We start from the raw sequence: 15,829 nt of genomic DNA, 5'->3' as shown, positions 1-15,829 counted from the left end.
AAGGGTGGCTTCGTACCCTGCTCGTCACGATACGGCGGCTTCGCTGGCGCATTGCCACGTGAGAAGTCCTGTTCCCCACTGCCACCGGCCGCCTTGAAGCTGCGCTTGGGCGGTGCATCGCCGGCTTCGGTGCGGGGCAGGTAAGCCGGTTTGCCGGGATTGGAAGGGTCCGCCTTGGCGCGCTTGTCCCAGTTGCTGGCAGGGCGCGGCGCGGGGTCACGCTTCTGGTCACGGGCTCCTGTCTGGTCACGGGCTCCTGTCTGGTCACGGGCGTCCTTTTCCCACGGCTTGGGTGGGCGTGCTTCGCGATTGTCTTCGCGCGTATCGCGGTGGAAGCCTCCTGCGTCCGGCTTGCGTGACGCCGGTGCCGCGCTCTTGTCCCAAGCCTTCTTCTCCCAGGGTTTCTTGTCCCATGGCTTGGTCGCGGTCGGCCGTGCGCCGTCTTCCCTCCAGCTGCCACGCGGCTCCGCCCCATCGTCCTTGCCCGCATAGGACTTCTTCTCGTACGGCTTCTTCTCGTACGGCTTCTTGTCGTAGGGCTTTCTCTCGAAGGAGCCTTTCTCAAAGGGCTTCTTTTCGAAAGGCTTCTTCTCGAAGCGCGGTTCGCCACGCTCCGCACGGAAGTCGCGCGGTGCAGGACGGCCACCCTCGCCGGCCTCCGCGACGCGGATGTTGATCGGCAGCTGGCGCACGCGGGTGCGCTTCAGGAAGTTGAGAAGGTCATCCGGCAGTTCCGGCAGCTCGACAGTGCTGTAGTCGTCGAACAGGTTGATCTGTCCGATCTGACGGCCTTCGATGCCACCTTCATTGGCAATCGCACCGACGATTTCCTTCGGTGTCACGCCCTGGTTGCGGCCGACCTCGATGCGGTAGCGCTGCATGTTGCCGGAGGCGAAATCGCGCCGCTTGGCCAGGATCTCGTCGCGGTTCTCGCGACGCGTCCTGTCGTTGTCGGGCCGCTCGAAAGGCGCGTGCGCCTGCGGGCGTTCCTCGCGCGGCGGGCGCTGGTACTCGCTGCGCTCGCTCTCATGCGAGCGTTCAAAAGTCCGGCGTTCGCGCGGTGCATCACGCGTGCTGTCCCGGCCACCATCGCGGCCACCGTCCCGTTGCTGCACCGGTGCCGTCGCCACGTCCCAGCCCGAGCCGGTCTCGTCGATCTGCAGCGGGCGTTCCCGCTGCAGCAGGTAGGCGAGCGCAGCGGCGATCTCGTGGGTGTCCAGCTCCTGCTCTACCGCGAGCTGGCTCACCACGTCCTCGAAGAAGGACAGGTCGCGGTCTTCTTCCGCCAGTGCCTCCACCACCTGCTGCTTGAACTGCGCCACGCGACGGTCGGCCACCGCCTCGCGCGTCGGCAATGCAATCTGGGTGATCGGCTGGCGGGTCGCACGCTCGATGGCGCGCAGCATGCCGGTTTCGCGCGGGGCGACGAAGAGGATCGCGCTGCCCTGGCGACCCGCGCGGCCAGTGCGGCCGATGCGGTGCACGTAGGCTTCGGTGTCGTAGGGAATGTCGTAGTTGATGACATGCGACACGCGCGGCACGTCGATACCGCGCGCGGCCACGTCGGTGGCCACCACGATGTCCAGCGCGCCGCTCTTCAACTGCTCGATGACGCGCTCGCGCAGGCCCTGGGTCATGTCGCCGTTCAACGCCGCAGCCGCGTAGCCGCGGGCCTCCAGCTTGTCGGCGAGTTCCACCGTCGCGGTCTTGGTGCGCACGAAGACGATCGCCGCGTCGAAATCCTCTTCCACTTCGAGGATGCGGGTCAGTGCGTCCAGCTTGTTCACCCCGCGCACCGGCCAGTAGCGCTGGCTGATGGTGGACACGGTGGTGGTGGCCGCGGCGATCTTCACTTCCTTCGGCTCGCGCAGGTACTGGTGCGCCACGCGGCGGATCGGCGAGGGCATGGTGGCGGAGAACAGCGCGGTCTGCCGCGTCGCGGGTGTGTGCTGGAGGATCCATTCCACGTCGTCGATGAAGCCCATGCGCAGCATCTCGTCCGCCTCGTCCAGCACCAGCGCGCGCAGGTCGTCCAGCTTCAGGCTGCCACGCTCGATGTGGTCCATGATGCGGCCCGGGGTACCGACGATGACCTGCGCGCCGCGCGACAGCGCACGCAACTGCACCACCATGCTCTGCCCGCCGTACACGGGAATGACGTGGAAATCCTGCACGTAGCGCGCGTAGCGCTGGAAGGCCTCGGCGACCTGGATGGCCAGTTCGCGGGTCGGCGTCAGCACCAGCACCTGCGGCGTGCGCACGCCGGGCTCCAGGCGGTTGAGCAGTGGCAGGGCGAAGGCCGCCGTCTTGCCGGTGCCGGTCTGCGCCTCGCCCAGGATGTCGTGGCCGGCCAGCAAGTGGGGAATGCAGGCCGCCTGGATGGGCGACGGCGTCTCGTAGCCAACCTCGGCCAGCGCCTGCAGCAGCGGCGTGGACAGGGCAAGCTCGGCAAAGCTGGCGGGGGTATCGGACATGGCGTGTGCTACCTGGAAGATGAAACAGGATCCGGGGCCGGGCCGTCACGGGGGCGGACGGGGCAATCGACCGGAGACGCGACCGGGCAGTCCGGTCGGGCGCAGCCTGCTGCGCCGTTTCGCTAAGGGAAGTCGCGATTATCCCCGAGGCCACGGCTAGCGGCCAGCGATGCGCAGCGCATCCTCCCGCGCCGGCCGATCCGGCAGGTGGTCTGCCCTCCCGCCACCGGCCGCTGTCGCTGTTCCACGTACAGGAACGCGAACGCCCCGACGGCGGGTCGTCCTGTCCCGCAGAAGCGCCGTCCGGCCGGCCTTTCCGTGACATTGTCGGCAAGCACCCATGACATCGGGGCATCCGCCATCAAGCCCGCCACCGCACTGCCGATAGCAGTCGGACGAATCGCCCACCGTGCGCAAAAAAGGGAGCTGCCCATGGCAAGTCACCAGGACACCCAGCAAGCCAAGGCCGGCCTCGCCCGGATCAGCCGCCACATGGAGGCCGTGCAGGCCTACGGCCAATCCTTCCAGGGCCTGCAGACCGGCTGGGACAACCTCACCCTGCTCGGCCAGCTGTCCGGCACCGGCATCGACACCGGCCAGACGCGCCAGGCCTTCCAGCAACTCACCGGCCAGTTGCTGGAGCACCTGGGCCACGAGGTGCTGGACAAGACGGTGCTGGCGATGCGCGCCAAGGCGCAGGTGGCGGTCGACATCATGGTGCGCAATCTCTTCGAGCGCACCGCCGACATCGGCTTCCTGGCCACCGACGAAGACATCCGCGCCTTCCTGTTGCGGGAGCGCGAACTGCGCAGCCACTACGCCGCGCGGCGCGAGCTGCAGGACGACATGGACCTGCTGCGCGCGCGTTTCGGCGAGTACGTCGCCAAGTACTCGGTCTATCACGACATCGTGCTGCTGGACACCGCCGGCCGCGTCCTGCTGCGCCTGGACGACAGCGTGAGCGTGGAGTCCAGCCGGGATGCGCTGGTGGCCGAGGCACTCGGCACGCGCGCTGCATACGTCGAAGCCTTCCGCCACATCGACCTGCTGCCGGCGCACGGGCAGTCGCTGGTGTATGCCTACCGCGTCGAGCAGCCCGGCGAGACGGAGCCGCTGGGCGTGCTGTGCCTGTGCTTCCGCTTCGACGACGAGACGCAACGCATCTTCGCCAACCTGCGCGAACAGGACCACGACCAGGACTGGTCGGTCATCCTGCTGACCGATGCCGACGGCCGCGTCATCGCCAGCTCCGACCATCACCACATCCCCACCGGCGTGCAGCTGGCGCCGGTGCTGGGCGAAGGCTTCCGCGTGCAGCGCTTCGGCCCGCACGAATACCTGGCCGCCAGCGCCACCGCCACCCCCTACCAGGGCTACGGCGGCCCCGGCTGGCATGGACACGTGATGCTGCCGCTGCAACATGCCTTCGAGCGCCGGCGCGGCGAGGCATTGCGGCACATCGACCCGCAGGTGCTGCAGGCGGTGATGCGCAGCCCGGCAATGTTCGGCGAGCGCCTGCGCCAGATCCCGCTGCAGGCCGACGAGATCCAGCGCGCGCTCAACCGCTCCATCTGGAATGGCCATGTACGCATGAGCCGCCAGCAGCAGAACGGGAGCGCCGCGGTGAACAGTTCCTTCGCCAAGGTACTGCTGCAGGAGGTGGGCAACAGCGGCGAGCGCACCAAGGCGCTGTTCGCGGAATCGATCAACGACCTGCACGAGACCGTGGTGTCGGCGGTGCTGCATGACAGCGCCTTCCTGGCGGCACTGGCCATCGACATCATGGATCGCAACCTCTACGAGCGCGCCAACGACTGCCGCTGGTGGGCGCTGACCAGTGCCTTCCGCGAGTTGCTGGCGGCAGGCAGCCCGGATGCGGACAAGCGCCATCGCATCGGCGAGGTGCTCCGCTACGTCAACGGGCTGTACACCGTGTACAGCGATCTCGTCGTGTTCGACACGCAAGGCCGCGTCGTCGCCAGCTCGCACAGCCACCGCGAAGAGGCGCCCGACGAAACCCTGCGCGAGGAATGGGTGCACCGGGTGCTGGCGCTGGAAGATTCGCAGGGCTACGCGGTATCGGACTTCGGCGCCTCGCCGCTGTACGGCGGTGCGCCGACCTATATCTATGGCGCGGCCATCCGCTCGCCCGACGGCAGCCGGGTGGTGGGCGGCGTGGGCATCGTCTTCGATGGCAGCCCGCAGTTCGCCGCGATGCTGCGCGACGCCCTGCCCCGCGACGAGTCCGGTGCGACGCGCCAGGACTGCCTGGCCGCCTTCATCGACGCGCAGGGCCGCGTGCTGTCCACCACCGATGACCGCCTGCAGGTCGGCGCCCGCCTGCCGGCCGACCTGTTGCGGCTTGCCGACGGAACGACCGCCGGCGGCATCGTCGAATGGCAGGGCCGCCTGCATGCCGTCGGCACCCGCCGCTCGGCCGGCTACCGCGAGTACAAGGGCGAAGGCGACGCCTACCGCAACGAAGTGACCGCGCTCGTCATGGTGCCGGTGGGCGACGCGCAGGCAGCCGCCCGCACCGCGCCTGCCGTCAACCGGCCGCAGCTGCATGGCCGCCGCCAGAGCGACGAAGGCGCGTGCATCGAGCTGGCCACCTTCCGGGTCGGCGACAAGTGGTTCGCGCTGAAGCCGGAGGAGATCGTCGAGGCCCTGCCGGCGCGCAAGCTGTCGACGGCGCCGGGTGCGGGGCCCGATTTCGGTGGCTACCTGATGCACGAAGGCACGCCGGTGCCGGTGTTCGACATCCGCCACATCGCCCAGGCCGCCGAGGCCAGCGAGGCCGACGGCGCGCAGCCGCAGGTCATCCTGCTGAACAACGGCCCCGGCAACTGGCTGGGGGTGCTGGCCGACGAACTCGGCCCCATCCCCGAACTGCCCGTCGCGCGCATGAAGCCGGTGCCCGGCATGATTGCCGGTGCCAGTGTCATCAGCGAGGCCATCGTGCCGACCGACGAGGCCGAGCAACTGTTGCCCATCCTGTGCGCAGCCCGCATCGCCCAGCGCATGGGCAGCGCCGAACCGGACCGCAGCAAGCTGCAACTGGTCACCCCGGCCGCGCCCCAGGCGGTACGCCGCTAAGCACTGAAGCCGCCGGGCCACCCTGCCCGCGCACCGAAGCTGTGCAGGCTGCGCAGAAATCAACAGGGTGACGGCGGCAGCCCCGGGGCAGCGGCGCGCTGCGGCTGCCTCCATTGCAAAGCTGCGCAAAGCTCGCGCATGCCGCGCGTACTGACGGGCAGACTGCATGGGGACGGGATGGCGACGGGATAGCGACAAGGACGGAGATACGGCGGTCCGCAGCCGCCCTGCCGGGCAGTCCGACCGGCGCTGCTTATCGCCTCACGCATATGTCGGGGCAGCGGTTTCCGCCATCGCCAGACGGTCCGGTCTGCAGTAGGCTGCAGGCAAGCGTGCCGCCGATGGGCCGGTTCTTGCATCACGGCAATGGGCCACGGCAGTGTGGCAGCAGGGCTTTTTTCGTCCACCGCGAAACTCGATTGCGCAGGCAACGACTAAGCTGGTTGACAGGGAGGTGCCTATGAAACGGGTGGCGCTGTACAGCAAGTCCGGTCGGACCCAGTCGGCTGCGTCCACGCAGACCGTCGCAGCCACACAGGCTGCTGCCCCGCCACCATCGTCCGCCGCAGCCGCCGCGGCGCAATCCCCTCCCCCCCGCCCCAGGCGCTTCGCCCGCCTTCGCAATGCCGCTGGCCGCCATCGCGGCCTGCTGCTGTTCGTCGGCGGCATGGCGGCCGTGCTGGCCGGCCTGCAGATCGACCGCCACTACATCAGTGGTGCACCGCGCGAGATCACCCAGCGCGACATCGACCAGGCAGTGCGCACCAGCCTGGAGAAGAAACCCCTGCCATCCCAGGCCACCAAGGCCGCCATGGCCATCGGCCCCTCCATCGTGCGGGTGCTCGGCCACGGCATGCCGGACGGCGAGGAAGTGAAGTCCAAGGCCGCCAAGCCGCCGCTGACCGATCCGAAGAAGGACGGCAACAAGGCGCGCCCGAAAGGCCAGGCGGAGTCCGAAACCGAGGAGAACACCGCCATCGGCACCGGCGTGGTGATCACCGAACGCGGCGACATCCTGACCAACCTGCACGTGGTGGCCGGCTCCCGGCGCATCACCCTGACCTTCGCCGACGGCACCGAGGCCGGTGCGTACGTGGTAGCGATGGAACCGGAGCATGACCTCGCCGTGCTGCGCGCCACCAAGCTGCCGGACGACCTGCAGCCGGCGACCTTGCGCTCCACGGGCGACCTCGCGCCGGGCGACGAGGTCATCGCGGTCGGCTTCCCCTTCGGCTTCGGCCCCTCGGTGTCCAGCGGCGTGGTGTCCGGCCTCAAGCGGGAATTCCGCTCGCCCAAGGGCGAGAAGCTGCTGACCAACCTCATCCAGTTCGACGCTGCCGCCAACCCCGGCAACTCCGGCGGCCCGCTGGTGACCATGGAAGGCGAAGTGGTCGGCATCGTCACCGCCATCGTGAATCCCAGCGGCGCCCGTGTGTTCGCCGGCGTCGGCTTCGCGGTGCCCATCGAAAACGCGGCGGGCGCCATCGGCGTGCCGCCGTTCTGATCCTGCCGATACTGCATCCCGGTCCCATGTAGCCCGTCTTCCGATCCGTCCCGCCACTTCAAGGACTCACTGAAGGAGATTTCATGACACGCGAAAACCAAGCCGCCGACGTCGCCTCGCTGATGGAACGCATTCTGTATGAAGTGAAGAAGGTGATCGTGGGGCAGGACATCTTCCTGGAACGCGTGCTGGTCGCCATGCTGGCCGGCGGCCACCTGCTGGTGGAAGGCGTGCCCGGCCTGGCCAAGACGCTGACGGTCAAGACGCTGGCCAGCACGCTGCGCGGCAGCCACAAGCGCATCCAGTTCACGCCCGACCTGGTGCCGGCGGACCTGGTCGGCAACCGCATCTACAACCAGAAGACCAGCGAGTTCGCCACCACGCTGGGCCCGGTGTTCGCCAACCTCGTGCTGGCCGACGAAATCAACCGCGCGCCGGCCAAGGTGCAGAGCGCATTACTGGAAGTGATGCAGGAACGCCAGGTGACCATCGCCGGCGAGACGCACAAACTGCCCGCGCCTTTCCTCGTGATGGCGACGCAGAACCCGATCGAGACCGAAGGCACCTACCCGTTGCCGGAAGCGCAGGTCGACCGTTTCATGATGAAGGTGATCGTCGGCTACCCGAGCGAGGAAGAAGAGTTCGTCATCGTCGAGCGCGTGACCAGCACCCTGCCCGGCGTGTCGGAGGTGTGCAGCACGGACGAGCTGGCCGAACTCCAGCGCGAATGCCGCAAGGGCTTCGTGGAACCGGCGCTGATGCAGTACGCGGTGAAGCTCGCCGCCGTGACGCGCGACCCGGCGAAGCACGGCCTGAAGGACCTTGCGCCCTACCTGACCTTCGGTGCCAGCCCGCGCGCGCCGATCCACCTCATCGAGGCCGCGCGTGCGCTGGCCTTCATCCGCGGTCGCAACTACGCGCTGCCGGCCGATGTACGCGAGCTGGTGCCGGACGTGTTCCGCCATCGCATCGTGCTGTCCTACCAGGCGCTGGCCGAAGGCATCACGCCGGACGCGCTGATCCAGAAGTTCATGCAGCACGTGCCGCTGCCCGACAAACCCCTGGAGCGCCAGCCCGATGCCACCACCTCCTGACGTGGTCCCAGGGGACGCAGCGCAGCTGCTGCACCAGCTCGAATGGACGGTGATCCGCCGTCTGGACGGGCTGCTGCACGGCGACTACCGCACCCTGTTCCGTGGCCCGGGGCTGGACCTCGCCGACCTGCGCGAGTATCAGTACCAGGACGACGTGCGCCACATCGACTGGAACGTCACCGCGCGGCTGCAGACGCCCTACGTGCGCGAGTACAACGAGGATCGCGACCTCACCGCCTGGTTCCTGCTCGACCTGTCCGCCTCGCAGACCTTCGGCTCCCAGGTGCAGAAGCTGTCGGTCGCCACCGCCTTCGTCACCGTGCTGTCGCGCCTGCTCACCCGCCACGGCAACCGCGTCGGTGCCCTGCTGTACGGCAACCGGGTGGACACCGTGCTGCCGCCGAAAAGCAGCCGCCAGCATGTGCTGCACCTGATGCACCTGCTGATGAACCGGCCACCACCGCAGGCCGGCGCCACCGACCTGGCGACGCTGATCAACGAAGCCAACCGCAGCATGCCGCGCCGCGGGCTGGTGTTCGTCATCTCCGACTTCATCACCCAGCCCGGCTGGGAAGCCGCACTGGGACGGCTGACGCAACGGCATGAGGTGATTGCCGTGCGGCTCTACGACCCGCTGGAGATGGAGCTGCCCGACATCGGCCTGATGTGGATGCAGGACCCGGAGACCGGCGAACAGCTCTTCGTCGACACGCACGACAAGGGCTTCCGCCGCCGCTACGCGAAGCTCGCCGCCGAACGCGAGGATGCCCTGCGCGAAGGCCTCGCCGCCGCCGGCGTGGACACGCTGGAACTGGCGACCGACGACGACCTGGCCGAAGCGATCAGCCGCTTCGCCGACCTGCGCCGCAGCCGCAGCCGGCTGTCCGGTGGCGCTGTCTCGAAACCCAAAAGCGACGTGACTGCTCACCTGGAGGCGCGCACATGACCTTCAACTGGCCCCACATGCTGTGGCTGTTGCTGCTGTTGCCACTGCTGATCCTGTTCTACGTGCTGCTGATGCGCCGCAAGAAGAAGAGCGTGCTGCCCTTCGCCCAGCTCGGCCTGGTGCGCGAGGCGCTGGGCCGCGGCCAGCGCTGGCGGCGCCACGTGCCCCCGTTGCTGTTCCTGGGCGCGCTGACCGCCATGCTGGTCGCCGTCGCCCGCCCGGTGGCGACCATCACGCTGCCCATGCAGCAGGAGACGATCATCCTCGCGATGGACGTGTCCGGCAGCATGCGCGCGGCCGACGTCGAGCCCAACCGGCTGGAAGCCGCGCAGGCCGCTGCCAAGGCCTTCCTGGAAGACCTGCCCACCTACACCAAGGTGGGTATCGTCGCCTTCGCTGCCACGGCGTCCGTCGTGCAGGCACCGACCACCAACCGCGAGGACCTGATCTCCGCGATCGACCGCTTCCAGCTGCAACGCGGCACGGCCACCGGCAGCGGCATCGTGGTGTCGCTGGCCACACTGTTCCCGCGCGCCGGCATCGACATCAGCAGCCTGATCTACGGCCGCGACGACCCGCGCCGCGAAAGGGACAACGAGAACCGCCCGATCGGTGGCCAGAACGGCGAAGCGAAGGAGGAGTTCAAGCCGGTGCCGCCGGGTTCCTACTCCTCGGCCGCCGTCATCCTGCTGTCCGACGGCGCACGCACCACCGGGCCCGACCCGCTGGAAGCCGCCAAGATGGCCGCAGACCGTGGCGTGCGCGTGTTCACCGTGGGCATCGGCACCAAGGACGGCGACACCATCGGCTTCGAAGGCTGGTCGATGCGCGTGCGCCTGGACGAGGAAAGCCTCAAGGGCATCGCCGAGATGACCCGCGGCGAGTACTTCTACGCCGGCAGCGCGGTGGACCTGAAGAAGGTGTACCAGACGCTGAACTCGCGCCTGACCCTGGAGAAGCGCAACACCGAGGTCAGCGCCCTGTTCGCCGCCGCCGCCGCCCTGCTGGCAACGCTGGCTGCGGCGCTTTCGCTGTGGTGGTACGGGCGGGTGATGTGACGGAGCAGCCCTTCCGTGGGTGTGCGTTCTTGCCCCTCACTTCAAGAAGCCTTCACGGAACTGTTCTGGCCAGGCGCATCGACGCAGACAGTGCACGTGGTACGGCAAGGAGATGCAACAACGCCAGAACAAACAAAGCCAGAACAGCTCTGTGATGGTTTCTAAGATTCGCTTAAGTCTGGCGGCCCAGAGTCACATCAACGGCAGCACATCGCTGCCGTCACCTGACACCTGGAGGTCGCCATGAAATACACGAGCCTTTCCGCCCTGCTCCTCGCCCTTGGCATGTCCGTCGCTGGCGCCAGCGCCATGGCTGCCGACATGCCCGCGCAGGCCAGCGCCACTTCGCCCAGTGCAGCTCCCACGGCAGCTCCCGCGGTCTCAGGCAAGCCCGCCAGATCCCACCCGGGCAAGACGCAACACAAGAAGACCGCTGCGCCCCACGCCAAGTCCAAGGCATCGCCGCACGCGAGCGCGACCAAGGCGCAGAAGTCCCACGTCAGGGCGACGAAGGCCCAGGCACACCGCAGCCCGACCCCGCAGAAGTCATGAGGTGAAGCCCTCCCCGCACGGGCGGTCACGCTTCACTGCCTGCGTCGCCGCCTGTGCGAGGCCTCATGCGGAGGCATGGACGCCGACGCCAACATGGCCCAGCATCCCGCCTGCATGTCGATCGCCACGGCCGTGGCGGTCGACGACCGCGTCGGATCGCATCAACCCTCACCAAGGACGCCCGGACCATGCGACTGCTGCTCGTGGAAGACGACGGCATGATCGGCGAAGCCGTACTCGACCAGCTGCGCGCCGCGGGCTACGCGGTGGACTGGGTGCGCGACGGCGTCATGGCCGACACGGCCCTCGGCAGCCAGCAGTACGACCTGGTGCTGCTGGACCTGGGCCTGCCGCGTCGTGACGGGCTGGACGTGTTGCGTGGCCTGCGCGCCCGCCGCCAGCGCATGCCGGTACTGATCGCCACCGCGCGCGATGCGGTGGCCGAACGCATCGCCGGTCTGGACGCCGGTGCCGACGATTACATCGTCAAGCCCTATGACATCGACGAGCTGCTCGCCCGCATCCGCGCACTGATCCGCCGCAGCGCCGGCCGGGCGGAGCCGGTCTACGCCTACCGCAACCTGAGCATCAACCCCGGCACCAAGGAAGTGCTGCGCGACGGCGAGGCGGTGCCGCTGTCGGCACGCGAATGGGCCATCCTCGAAGCCCTGATCGCCCGCCCGGGAATGATCCTGTCGCGCGCCCAGCTGGAGGAGAAGCTGTTCAGCTGGAAGGACGAGATCAGCAGCAACGCGGTGGAGGTCTACATCCACGGCCTGCGCAAGAAACTGGGCGCCGACCTGATCCAGAATGTGCGCGGACTCGGCTACCTGACACCCCGCGAATGAACGACCACACGAACGATCGCCCGAACGACCTGCCAACAACCGCGGAAGGGCCCGTGCTGCCCGCCAGCGCGACGACGGGCCAGGCCTTGCCGGCCTATTCCCTGCGCCGCCGCCTGCTATGGCTGCTCTTCGCCGCCATCGCGGCGGCGACGCTGGTGCAGGCGGCCGTGGTGTACCGCATGGCGCTGACCGAGGTGGACCGGATTTCCGACTACCACATGCAGCAGATCGCGCTGTCCATCCGCAGCGGCCAGCCGCTGCCGCCGGCTCCGCAGGACCTCAGCCCGCGCAGCAACGGTGCCGGCTTCGACCTGTTCATCCAGGCCTGGTCTGACGACGGCGTGCGCATCTTCGGCTCCGCCGCCAGCGGCATCCTGCCGCAGCAGGCGGTGCTCGGCTTCTCCACCGTGCAGGCGAACGGCCGCAGTTTCCGCGTGCTGTCCCTGCAGGGCGACGGCCACGTGATCCAGGTGGCGCACGACATGGCCGCACGCGATGGCCAGGCGCGCCAGCTCGCCCTGCGCACGGTGACGCCCCTTCTGATCGTCGTCCCCCTGCTGTTGCTCGGCGTGTGGTGGCTGATCAGCCACGCCACCACGCCCATCGCGCAGGCGCGCGAACAGGTGGCGCGTCGCAGCGCCAGCGACTTGCGTCCGCTGCCGACCACGGGCCTGCCGGAGGAGCTGTTGCCGTTCGTGGACGAGATCAACACCCTGTTCGGCCGCGTGCGCGCCAGCCTGGACGCCCAGCAGGCCTTCGTTGCCGATGCCGCTCACGAGCTGCGCTCGCCGCTGGCCGCGCTGCGCCTGCAGGCGCAAGGACTGCAACGTGCGCCGGACGACGAGGCGCGGCGCGTCGCCGGTGAGCGCCTGCTGGCAGGCATCGACCGCAGCACGCGGCTGGTGGAGCAGATGCTGGCCTTGGCGCGCGCGGAGGCCGCCGACGGCGAGGTGACGCAGGTCGACCTGCGCCAGGTGTTGCAGCTCGCACTCGGTGACGTGCTGCCGCAGGCCCAGGCACGCGGCATCGACCTGGGCGTCAGTGAGAACACACCGCTGGCGACGACCGGTAACGCGGAAGCCCTGCGCATCCTGTTGCGCAACCTGATGGAAAACGCCGTGAAGTACACGCCCGAAGGCGGCGTGGTGGACGTGTCGCTGCGCCCGGCCCCCACGGGCGGAGATCTGCCACAAGGCGGGCGACAGGACGCGGCCCTGCTGCAGGTGGAGGACAGCGGCCCGGGCATCCCGGAGGACCAGCGCGGCCGCGTGTTCAGCCGCTTCCACCGCGGCGACAACCCCGGCATCGCCGGCAGCGGGCTGGGGCTGTCCATCGTGCAGGCCATCGCCGAGCGGCATGGCAGCCGCGTCGTGCTGGATCGCTCGCCCCGCCTCGGCGGGCTGCGCGCGAGCTTGCGCCTGGAGGCGGTGCCTGCCGGACAGCAGTAGACGGGGGTCAGCGCGCAGGAAGCCGGGCGAGGAGAAGCCCCCCGGCCGGACGCCTGCGCCCTGTCGTGACGTCAGATCACGCCGTCCTTCTTCATCCGCTCGATCAGCACCTTGGCCATGTCCTGCGTGGCCTTCGCAATGTCGGAAGGCTGGATCGCCTCCGTCGTCGCGCTCCAGATCAGCGATTCCTTGCGGGTGTCCCACAAGGTGGTCTCCAGCGTCAGCACGTTGTAGGTACTCACGCTTGCCGGCATGCCACCCCAGGCCGAGCCGTACCAGCCATAGAAGCCCGCGCGGTAGTAGCCGCCGGCCACCACGGGTTGCGTCACTTCGGCTTTCTGGTCCACGCGCAGCAGGCGCGTGATCAGCACGCTGTCCGCCTTGGTCTGGGCAACCGCGGCCTTGATTTTTTCATCGGCGATCCTGCCGCCCTCCGGCAGCGTGGCGTACGCATGCGTGGCACCGACGCCGGCCGCTTTCAGGGCCTGGCTCATGCCGTCCTCGAAGATGCGGCGGCTGGCATCGCTGTTGCTGACGCCCAGGACGAGGACGTTCTTCATGGGCGGGCCGGCAAAGTCCGGCGCGCGCCAGGCATTGCCGAGGCTGAAGGTGGAACAGGCGCCGAGGGTCAGGCCCCCGGCCAGGACCATCGCGGTGACCAGAATCTTCCTGCGTACATTCATGCTCAACTCCAAAGGCTGGTTCAGGAACGATGGCAGAAGCGGCGGGAAACCCTGCGCCCTGCCGTGGAAACGACTGTGGAGATCCCGGCGAAACCCCGTTGTTGATGATAGGTGAATTCACCGCTCGCCATGCCCCTTCCGATGCCATGGACATTCCCGTGCGAAACGTGATGGCGTGCAGCGGCATTGCTCGCGGACGGTTCGCTGGCGCCCCCACCGGGTTCCTGAGGTGTTCCTGATGCGCTCCTAAGCTCCGCCTAAGTCTGCTCCGCCAGACTCACCCCATGCCCGATGCGAGAAGACGCCGGGCTTGTTGAATCGACACGGACACAAGGAGCAGACTCACATGAACGCCGCAACCGTCACACCCCGCAAGACACTCGTCGCCCTGCTGGTCACCGGCCTGGTGGTCTCCGGTGGCATGGTCGCCTACCACTCGGTGGACGCCTCGCCGATCACCCCTGCCGCGGCGGCGACAATGCCTGCACCGGCCGCACCCGCTGCGAACCAGGCGGCCAGCAACGCACCGCTTGCCGGCGCGCCCGATTTCGCCGGCGTGGTGCAGCGCTACGGCCCGGCCGTGGTGAACATCACCGTGACCAGCAAGGCACAGATGGCACAACAGGACGACGAGGACGACGCGCCCGCTGTCGCGACCCCGCAGGACCCCTTCGGCAACGACCCGTTCTTCGAGTACTTCCGCCGCTTCATGACGCCGGACGGGCGCCCGCGCGATCCGCAGGCGGAGATGCCACAGCACGGGCTGGGCTCCGGCTTCATCATCAGCAGTGACGGGCTGATCCTGACCAACGCCCACGTGGTGCGCAATGCCACCGAGGTGACGGTGAAGCTGACCGACCGTCGCGAGTTCCGCGCCAAAGTTCTGGGCTCCGACCCGAAGACCGACGTGGCGGTGATCCGCATCGACGCGAAGGACCTGCCCACCGTGAAGCTGGCTGCCGCCGACGACCTGCGCGTGGGTGAATGGGTGCTGGCCATCGGCTCGCCCTTCGGCTTCGAGAACAGCGTGAGCGCGGGCGTCATCAGCGCCAAGGGCCGCAGCCTGCCGGACGAGAACTACGTGCCTTTCATCCAGACCGACGTGGCGGTGAACCCCGGCAACTCCGGCGGGCCGCTGTTCAACGGCCGTGGCGAGGTGGTGGGCATCAACTCGCAGATCTATTCGCGCTCGGGCGGCTACCAGGGCCTGTCCTTCGCGATCCCCGTCGACGTCGCCATGCGGGTGCAGCAGCAGATCGTCGCCAGCGGACACGCCACGCATGCACGCCTGGGCGTCTCGGTGCAGGAGGTCAACCAGTCGCTGGCCGATTCCTTCAAGCTCGACCGGCCGGCCGGTGCGCTGGTGTCCGGGGTCGACGCCAAGGGCCCGGCAGCCAAAGCCGGCCTTAAGGAAGGCGACGTCATCCGCAGCGTGAACGGGCAGCCCATCGTCGGCTCCGGCGACCTGCCGGCACTGATCGGCGCGTCCTCGCCCGGCCAGAAGGTGACGCTGGATGTCTGGCGCGACGGCAAAGCCATGAAGCTGGACGCCACCCTGGCGGCGCTCGACGAAGGCAAGGCCGCGAAGCAGGCCGCCGCCGAGCCGCAGAAGGGCCGCCTCGGGCTGGCCCTGCGGCCCCTGCAGCCGGACGAACGCCAGGACGGCCAGAGCGGCGGCCTGGTGGTGGAGAACGTCAGCGGAGCCGCAGCACGCGCGGGTATCGAACCGGGCGACGTGCTGCTGTCGGTGAACGGCGCGCCGGTACGCAGCGCCGAGCAGGTGCGCAACATCGTGGCCGACGCCGGCAAGTCGGTGGCGCTGCTGATCCAGCGCGGCGACGCACGCATCTTCGTGCCGGTGCGCATCGGCTGATGCCGGCAGCCCGGCCACGTGCCGGGCAGGCCTTCAAGCCTTGTGGCAGGCGGGGCGGCGATCTTCGGGCGCCGCCCCCTCGCCTTGCCCCTCACATTGCCCCCCGACTTGCCCGGCCATCCGCGGCACAGGGCGGGCGCGGCGGTCCTGCAGGCTTGGCCTGGATGCGCTTCCGCGCGACACTGACGGTCCTCCCGCTTCTGGCTGTCGCATCATGGCCGCACGTCGAACTCCCTCCCTGATTTCCACTCGG

General features: G+C 68.7%; 10 protein-coding genes and 1 pseudogene. 9 read left to right on the top strand and 2 right to left on the bottom strand.

The annotated features are described in order from the left end of the window. Window positions 1–428 precede the first annotated feature (428 nt). Window positions 429–2,474: pseudogene (locus VVD47_RS18220) on the bottom strand (DEAD/DEAH box helicase); the annotation flags it as partial. Window positions 2,475–2,906: 432 nt separating this feature from the next. Here VVD47_RS18220 and VVD47_RS18215 point away from each other — a divergent pair. From VVD47_RS18215 to VVD47_RS18180, 8 genes are all read left to right on the top strand, one after another. Further along, window positions 2,907–5,570, top strand: a complete 2,664-nt coding sequence (locus VVD47_RS18215) for a chemotaxis protein CheW (RefSeq protein ID WP_327604937.1) — start codon at window positions 2,907–2,909, stop codon at window positions 5,568–5,570. A gap of 460 nt (window positions 5,571–6,030) precedes the next feature. After that, the gene (locus VVD47_RS18210) at window positions 6,031–7,074 is read left to right on the top strand and encodes a S1C family serine protease (RefSeq protein ID WP_327604936.1); all 1,044 of its coding nucleotides are present in this window, start codon (window positions 6,031–6,033) and stop codon (window positions 7,072–7,074) included. 83 nt (window positions 7,075–7,157) lie between these two features. Next, complete coding sequence (locus VVD47_RS18205; RefSeq protein WP_327604935.1) at window positions 7,158–8,168, top strand: AAA family ATPase; 1,011 nt, start codon at window positions 7,158–7,160, stop codon at window positions 8,166–8,168. After that, window positions 8,152–9,114 carry a DUF58 domain-containing protein gene (locus VVD47_RS18200; RefSeq protein ID WP_327604934.1) on the top strand — a complete coding sequence of 321 codons (963 nt, stop codon included), beginning with the start codon at window positions 8,152–8,154 and terminating at the stop codon, window positions 9,112–9,114. Before VVD47_RS18205 ends, VVD47_RS18200 begins: the two co-directional genes overlap by 17 nt. Continuing rightward, entirely contained in the window at window positions 9,111–10,172 is a 1,062-nt protein-coding gene (locus VVD47_RS18195; protein WP_327604933.1) for a VWA domain-containing protein, read from the top strand. Before VVD47_RS18200 ends, VVD47_RS18195 begins: the two co-directional genes overlap by 4 nt. A 243-nt stretch (window positions 10,173–10,415) precedes the next feature. After that, window positions 10,416–10,724, top strand: coding sequence for a hypothetical protein (locus VVD47_RS18190; protein ID WP_327604932.1), 309 nt, complete (start codon window positions 10,416–10,418; stop codon window positions 10,722–10,724). 188 nt (window positions 10,725–10,912) lie between these two features. After that, complete coding sequence (locus VVD47_RS18185; protein WP_327604931.1) at window positions 10,913–11,572, top strand: response regulator; 660 nt, start codon at window positions 10,913–10,915, stop codon at window positions 11,570–11,572. Next, window positions 11,569–13,020 carry an ATP-binding protein gene (locus VVD47_RS18180; RefSeq protein WP_327604930.1) on the top strand — a complete coding sequence of 484 codons (1,452 nt, stop codon included), beginning with the start codon at window positions 11,569–11,571 and terminating at the stop codon, window positions 13,018–13,020. Before VVD47_RS18185 ends, VVD47_RS18180 begins: the two co-directional genes overlap by 4 nt. A gap of 71 nt (window positions 13,021–13,091) precedes the next feature. Here VVD47_RS18180 and VVD47_RS18175 read toward each other — a convergent pair whose 3' ends face one another. After that, window positions 13,092–13,703: a DUF4136 domain-containing protein gene (locus tag VVD47_RS18175; protein ID WP_327604929.1), complete on the bottom strand. Its 612-nt coding sequence runs from the start codon at window positions 13,701–13,703 to the stop codon at window positions 13,092–13,094. Between the two features lie 346 nt (window positions 13,704–14,049). Here VVD47_RS18175 and VVD47_RS18170 point away from each other — a divergent pair, with 346 nt between their 5' ends. After that, window positions 14,050–15,576 carry a DegQ family serine endoprotease gene (locus VVD47_RS18170; protein ID WP_327604928.1) on the top strand — a complete coding sequence of 509 codons (1,527 nt, stop codon included), beginning with the start codon at window positions 14,050–14,052 and terminating at the stop codon, window positions 15,574–15,576. Window positions 15,577–15,829: the final 253 nt, after the last annotated feature.

This window comes from Uliginosibacterium sp. H1, from assembly GCF_036017065.1.
Lineage (GTDB): Bacteria > Pseudomonadota > Gammaproteobacteria > Burkholderiales > Rhodocyclaceae > Uliginosibacterium.
This window is presented reverse-complemented; position numbering and strand designations above follow the sequence as displayed.

What these genes read in the sequence shown, in the direction of transcription:
- VVD47_RS18200 (WP_327604934.1), top strand. Translation starts at nt 8,152, where the DNA reads ATGCCACCACCTCCTGACGTGGTCCCAGGGGACGCAGCGCAGCTGCTG.
- VVD47_RS18175 (WP_327604929.1), bottom strand. Translation starts at nt 13,703, where the DNA reads ATGAATGTACGCAGGAAGATTCTGGTCACCGCGATGGTCCTGGCCGGG.
- VVD47_RS18215 (WP_327604937.1), top strand. Translation starts at nt 2,907, where the DNA reads ATGGCAAGTCACCAGGACACCCAGCAAGCCAAGGCCGGCCTCGCCCGG.
- VVD47_RS18185 (WP_327604931.1), top strand. Translation starts at nt 10,913, where the DNA reads ATGCGACTGCTGCTCGTGGAAGACGACGGCATGATCGGCGAAGCCGTA.
- VVD47_RS18170 (WP_327604928.1), top strand. Translation starts at nt 14,050, where the DNA reads ATGAACGCCGCAACCGTCACACCCCGCAAGACACTCGTCGCCCTGCTG.
- VVD47_RS18180 (WP_327604930.1), top strand. Translation starts at nt 11,569, where the DNA reads ATGAACGACCACACGAACGATCGCCCGAACGACCTGCCAACAACCGCG.
- VVD47_RS18195 (WP_327604933.1), top strand. Translation starts at nt 9,111, where the DNA reads ATGACCTTCAACTGGCCCCACATGCTGTGGCTGTTGCTGCTGTTGCCA.
- VVD47_RS18190 (WP_327604932.1), top strand. Translation starts at nt 10,416, where the DNA reads ATGAAATACACGAGCCTTTCCGCCCTGCTCCTCGCCCTTGGCATGTCC.
- VVD47_RS18210 (WP_327604936.1), top strand. Translation starts at nt 6,031, where the DNA reads ATGAAACGGGTGGCGCTGTACAGCAAGTCCGGTCGGACCCAGTCGGCT.
- VVD47_RS18205 (WP_327604935.1), top strand. Translation starts at nt 7,158, where the DNA reads ATGACACGCGAAAACCAAGCCGCCGACGTCGCCTCGCTGATGGAACGC.